This is a genomic window from Sporosarcina limicola (assembly GCF_014873855.1).
Lineage (GTDB): Bacteria > Bacillota > Bacilli > Bacillales_A > Planococcaceae > Sporosarcina > Sporosarcina limicola.
Window position 1 is genome coordinate 89,576 of the sequence record NZ_JADBEL010000016.1, and the last position, 6,000, is coordinate 95,575.

6 protein-coding genes and 1 pseudogene are annotated in these 6,000 nt (G+C 38.0%); 5 read left to right on the plus strand and 2 right to left on the minus strand.

What is annotated here, in order from left to right; all coding sequences use genetic code 11:
• Positions 1-72: 72 nt before the first annotated feature.
• Positions 73-915 (minus strand): octanoyl-[GcvH]:protein N-octanoyltransferase, encoded by an 843-nt coding sequence (gene lipL, locus H4683_RS14050; RefSeq protein WP_192599451.1) that lies wholly within the window; start codon positions 913-915, stop codon positions 73-75.
• A 231-nt stretch (positions 916-1,146) separates the two neighbouring features.
• Here lipL and hemQ point away from each other — a divergent pair, with 231 nt between their 5' ends.
• From hemQ to H4683_RS14070, 5 genes are all read left to right on the plus strand, one after another.
• Entirely contained in the window at positions 1,147-1,896 is a 750-nt protein-coding gene (hemQ, locus tag H4683_RS14055) for a hydrogen peroxide-dependent heme synthase (protein ID WP_192599452.1), read from the plus strand.
• A 254-nt stretch (positions 1,897-2,150) separates the two neighbouring features.
• Complete coding sequence (locus H4683_RS14060; protein WP_192599453.1) at positions 2,151-3,485, plus strand: tyrosine-type recombinase/integrase; 1,335 nt, start codon at positions 2,151-2,153, stop codon at positions 3,483-3,485.
• A 2-nt stretch (positions 3,486-3,487) separates the two neighbouring features.
• Positions 3,488-4,576: a hypothetical protein gene (locus tag H4683_RS22205; RefSeq protein WP_338062473.1), complete on the plus strand. Its 1,089-nt coding sequence runs from the start codon at positions 3,488-3,490 to the stop codon at positions 4,574-4,576.
• Complete coding sequence (locus tag H4683_RS22210; protein WP_338062474.1) at positions 4,504-5,634, plus strand: hypothetical protein; 1,131 nt, start codon at positions 4,504-4,506, stop codon at positions 5,632-5,634. Before H4683_RS22205 ends, H4683_RS22210 begins: the two co-directional genes overlap by 73 nt.
• A complete protein-coding gene (locus H4683_RS14070) occupies positions 5,600-5,857 on the plus strand; it encodes a hypothetical protein (protein WP_192599454.1) in 258 nt (85 codons plus the stop codon). The genes H4683_RS22210 and H4683_RS14070 overlap by 35 nt, the downstream gene beginning before the upstream one ends.
• Here the strand turns inward: H4683_RS14070 and H4683_RS21450 are convergent.
• Positions 5,820-6,000: pseudogene (locus H4683_RS21450) on the minus strand (IS4 family transposase); the annotation flags it as partial. The gene H4683_RS14070 and the pseudogene H4683_RS21450 sit on opposite strands and share 38 nt — an antisense overlap.

Sequence of the window (6,000 nt, forward strand, 5' to 3'; positions counted from 1 at the left end):
AGTCTTTTTGTGCTGGTTTTTGAAAACGTGAGTTTTTCAGTGGCTGCCCCCTTCCTGGGAGTTAACCGCTTTTCATTCTCTTGCCAGCATTTTTTTATTCCGCTCAACAACTCGATTTAAATAGAACATATACAGTTCCATTTCTTCCGGGTTCAAGCCGCCCATTACAATGTTGTCGGCGAGGGAACGTAACAATAATTGGGCACGTATGACAACGTCGCTCACTATGATGGGCATCTCGAGCAATTCAGCAAGAGACGCCATTACGTCGGGTTTGATGGCCGGGTAAGCGAATTTCGTTTCGTCTCCTTGCAATCCAATTTCATACAAATCCCGTATTAATGTTGCGCGTTCTGCCCCGCTTCCTTCAACACAAAGATACACTTGGACAGCGATTCCTTGCCGTAATCTACGCTGTGAAATACCCGCAAATTTACGACCTCCGATGCTTAGATCATAGGAACCCGGACAATAGGAACCTACGATTTCATATGCTTCAATTTGATCTCCTACTTCAGGAAATAGCATGCGAACGAACGACAACATCACTTCATAGCCTGCTGGAATATCGATTGATGAATCATGTTCGGACAATACAATTGATAGATTCAACACACCTTCATCCAACACGACGGCAAGTCCACCTGAGTTGCGAACAATCGCTTGGTAGCCAACTTTTTCGAGCATTGGAATAGCTTCATCGATATGCGGCAGGCGATGATCCTGGATACCAAGAACGACGGTGCGGTTATGTACCCACGATCGGATGGTCGGCACACTCATCTGCTGGCCGACAAGGTGGCAGAGTGTATCATCCATCGCAAACGATTCTAGCGCAGAACGGGTACGAGCTGTATTCGATTCATCCACAAATCGCCATTCAGGGATGCGTAAAAATGATTCGTATTGTGACATTTCATATTCTCCTGATCATAGACTTTTTGGCGGGATAACCCCCTCACCAAGGGCTGTTCTACATTAGTACCGTTGTTTCCTTATTCTTAGCATACACGACTTCGGTTAGCGTTGAAACCCATAGACTACGTGTCAAATTCGTGACAACGACCCTTCTGAATCAACTTCTTCAAACGGTTATGCTACACTGATTTTAGTAGCAAATTCATTGATGAGGGGATTTGAATTCATTTGAACGAAGCAGCAATTACACTCGATGGTTGGTATGTATTACATGATTTGCGCTCGATGGACTGGGCGTCATGGAAATTGATTTCTAAAGAAGAACGTCAGGCGGCGACCGATGAGTTTCTTGTCTACCTTGAGAAGCTTCAAAAAGCGGATGATGACAAAACGGGAGGCCATGCTTTCTATACTATTATCGGTCAAAAAGCAGACTTCATGCTAATGACATTGCGTCCGACGATGGACGAACTACAAGAGCTTGAGGCGGAATTCAATAAACTCGCAATCGCGGACTTCACAGTTCCAGCGTATTCATACGTTTCTGTCGTTGAACTGTCGAATTATCTCGCAGGTGAATCAACTGAAGATCCGTACCAAAATCCACATGTGCGCGCACGCTTGTATCCTGAATTACAACGTAGTCAGTACATTTGTTTCTACCCGATGGACAAAAAACGCGACGGTGACGATAACTGGTATATGCTCGATATGGACAAGCGCAAAGCGTTGATGCGCGACCACAGCATGATTGGCCGCAGCTACGCAGGCAAAGTGAAGCAAATCATTTCAGGTTCTGTCGGTTTCGACGATTACGAATGGGCAGTGACGTTGTTCTCGGATGACGTTCTTCAATTCAAGAAACTTATCTATGAAATGCGTTTTGACGAAGTGAGCGCACGCTATGGCGAATTCGGCTCGTTCTTCGTTGGTACTATTTTAGATGGGGATAAAAAAGCATCGTTTTTTAATATGTGAATGAAATTTAAAAGAGCGTAAACCTACTCTGTAATATTAAAGACAAGTAATTGTACATGATGTTTTATTACATCATAGCTTGTTTATAATGTTACACACATTATAAAAATGCACATTACTAAAAGTAAATTTTAGTGGTGTGCATTTTTATTTCGGCTAATTATTTCACCTAGTTTTATTAAAAGGTTAAACATTTTACAATTACGAAGAAAAACATTAAAGTGAAACGAATGTTCCTTGTGGGAGGTTAATAATTGTATTGGTATGAGTATTGTCCGAAACATGTTAAAAGTAAATATCAGCTATTAGTATTTAAAGATAACCAGCCCTTTCTACCTTTAACAGACTATTACCAAGATTGTTTAGGGCGAATTGATAAGAGTTCTGCAACATCCTATTTAAAGTGCTTATTACCCTTTTTTAAGTGGCTAGAGGAAGAAAGTAACTATCAGGGAAACCGAGTGCAATGGAATGAATCGGAAGGAAAGATACGTGTAGCTGTTGAGGATTATTTACAGCATGAAATGAGCTGTAAAGTTCGTGATAAGGACTCATTTCGTTTTGTGAATTTAACAAATAAAAGCCCTACTACCATTAGTCGTTTTTTATCGGCACTAAAGTCATTTTACAAGTCTATGATTCGCTTAAAATACTATCCGCATCATAACCCTTTAATTGATGGGCAAGCTATTCTGCATAGCTATAAAGAAGAAGTAAGAGGTGTTCGAGAAGATAAACCTAGAATGCCTTCAGTTGCAGGAACAGAAGATCCTGTCATTCACCGAAGATTAACAGATTCCTACTTTAAAATCATCAATGAAGAATGGCAGCCCAAAATTATTGATGATATGAATTTACCTTATCAAGTTTATCAAGCAGGGAAAAAAGTAAATTGGTCGCAACGTGAAATGATTATAGCTCGTATGCTATTCGAAACGGGAGCAAGGACATCGGAAATTATTGAACTAACCGTTGGAGATTATCGTCAGCGTAGAAGTCATCAAGAGGTTAGCACGTTTAACAAAGGGAGTCATGGTAGGAAGATCAAGTTCCTACGCTTTAGTAAAGATACTGTCAAACGATTGTTTCACTATATAGACACCGAGAGAAAATCCTATGATGAAAACCATTTAGGATTTGAACAATTGCCTGACGATGCACCAATCTTCTTATCTGCAAATGGAACAGCATTTACTTATCATGCTTGGTATTATCATTGGAATCGAGCAATGAAAGTTAATGAATTAAGTTTCAACCCACATAAAGCAAGACATTGGTTTGTCACTTCTCGCCTGAGAGAAATTCATAACATTTCCATAAATGATGTTGAAATTCAACAGCGTAAAAACGAATTGATTAAATATATGAGATGGAAAAATCCAGATACCATGAACATATACGAACATCATTTTGACGAAGCAAAACATCGAGAAGCTCATGAAAATATGATGGAACAAATGGCACAAAGAGAGCGAGATTATACTAAGCAGCATAAATCTTCTGGAAAACCAAAGCTGGCAGTCATTGAAACAACAAAGATTGAACTAGTAGATGAAGACTTACAAGAGTTATTAGAAGGGTTGGAATAAAATTGGCTGACGCAACACAACTAAGACCAGCGACGGAATGGTATGATAAGTGGCTTGGAAAAATGGATACAAAGTTGATGTGCCTGAAGAACGGTCGAAGCGAGTTTTTAATCGACAAAGTAGATCAACGGAATCTTAAATACCTTAATAATAATTGCTTAAATTTTGATTGGAAGTATCATCTTTTATTGATTATATTAATCGAAACAGCTCAAAATAAAGATGCCACAACTATTAAAACAATCATCGGGACCTTAAGCACTCGATTTAAAGATATTTTCAATCATTTTAACATTACTAGATTTTTAGACTTCGATCCGAATGTTCATTTATATGGATATTTAAAAGGCGAGATTTTCCCTAACGATTCCAACAACAAAAGAAGCGAGTTGTTGAAATGCTATAGTGGAACCGAGTACACTACACAAAAATGGATGTATAACAACTTATCTCTTGAAGAACAAGAATATTTTAAACTGTTTCTATTGCAACCTATTTCGTTTGACCTAAGAGGTTTTTCATTTCGAAAGTTAGCAAAAGAACAAGCTCAAACTATTCGTAAAGATGAAACAGATGCTATTGTTCCAATGCTTCCAACGATACGTGCAGAAGCAAACTTACGATGGAATCAGATGAAAAGACTACGTGATGCCTTTCATCAACAAATACAGGAGGTAGAAACTAAATCATTATCACTACCAATTGAGTTTTTCTACAATGAACCCGAACGTATCGGGGAGAGATTTCATTTTCGTTTATGGGATAAACCATCCTTTGTATTGCATCACCAAATACATTTTTCAGAAACTATTATAAAATTAGCGACACAGAAGAAAGCAACTTATTCTGATAAAAATAATGCTTATTTCATTGAGTTTATTCGTGCTGAATCAATAGAGGACGAATCAGAGGGAGAGGGTCTTTGGTTTAATGAATTGATTGAATTTAACGTTCTAGGAGATTGGTACAAAAATAGACCGATTGAAGAACATGAGCGTATTTTAAAGTTTTTATCTTTATGGGGCTATGGACAAGAACATCAGCAAAAGCAACAGCCCTCTCCATTTTTTCTCATCATAAAGGTATTTTAACACCGTCAACTTTTGTTACTTTGCACAAAGACAAAGCACAAGGTTTATTAATTGATATTGAGCCATTTTATACAGCTTGTACATTTGGTCTATTAGCAACAGATATTTTAACAACCACTGGTGCAAGATTAAATGAATTACTTCAAATTAATAATACGAAAGAATGTATCCTTATAAAAAAGGTTAAAGAGAAGTTGCATTTCTCATTTCAAGCTATCCCTAAAGGACGAGATTCATTAGAAGAATTTTATATAAGCAAACAGACTATGGAGCATATTCAAACCGTAGCAAGATTACTAAAAGAGCATTATGCTGTTGAGAAAATTCCAAGTAATTTATACAGAGGTGATAGAAAGCATCTTTTTCGTGAGCCTATGCCTTATTATTTTCAATACGAAGGTAATGCAATGAAATATGATGCCATATACAGCTCCATTCGATTCCTCCTTCATGGATTGGTTCTTGAAACACAAAGCGGTAAGCCTGTAACAATCAAGACGCACCTTTTACGACATGCTTTTGCAACAGAGGCAGTCCAGCGACAAAACGTGAATATTGATATTGTCGCCAAGCTGTTACATCAAAGGGATTTGAATGTAACAGCTTATTACTCCGCACCAACACCATCGCAAATCGCTGAATTAGTAAGTGAATTACATGATGTCATTTCACGCTATGTCGATATTGATGATGCATATTTAAGAAGTCCTAAAGAGTTACAACAGCAATTTGATGAACATGCTGAAAAAGTTGGGGTGTATAACAAAGTATTAGGTGGTACTTGCGTGACCGATTTCGTGTGTCCAACTAAAATGCAATGTCTGGGTTGTAAAGCAAAAGTACCAGAACCAGACCAAGAGAATGAACTTTTAGAAGTTATTCAGTTGTCAAAAGATATGGAGAAACGCTTCAAGCAAATGGGGTTAGAAGTTGAAGTTCGTAAAGCAAAAGAAATGGCGAAGCAAGCTAAGATCGAATTAAAAGAAATTTATTTGATAAAAAAATACAGAGAGGAACGTCATTATGAACCAGCAACAAAGCGTAATCCATTCAGATAAGCGGCAATGGCTTGAAAAAGTGCATCAGCAACGTAAGAATCGTTCACTTACTATCGGTATTCAAACGATTAACTTTCTTGTAGAACTAGGAATTCCCGTAACTTATCACAACATTAGTGAGCATTCAAAAGCAGTTGATGAAAAAGGAAAAGGTATCCATCAAAATACGATTAAACGTAATGAGCTCAACTTTCGCACACTGAAATCGGCAAATAAGCCTTGATATAACTGGGTAAACCGGCCATCCATTGCTGTAGTTGATTTTCGACTAGTTTTTTGAGTTTGGAATTGGTCTTTTTCAGGACATCCTGAAAAAGCTCGATCAACTGCTGTAAAGCGACAGCCCAATCCAGTTCATTTACTTCA

Coding starts and splice junctions, on each gene's coding strand:
- lipL (WP_192599451.1), bottom strand. CDS start 915: ATGTCACAATACGAATCATTTTTACGCATCCCTGAATGGCGATTTGTG.
- H4683_RS14070 (WP_192599454.1), top strand. CDS start 5,600: ATGAACCAGCAACAAAGCGTAATCCATTCAGATAAGCGGCAATGGCTT.
- H4683_RS22210 (WP_338062474.1), top strand. CDS start 4,504: ATGGGGCTATGGACAAGAACATCAGCAAAAGCAACAGCCCTCTCCATT.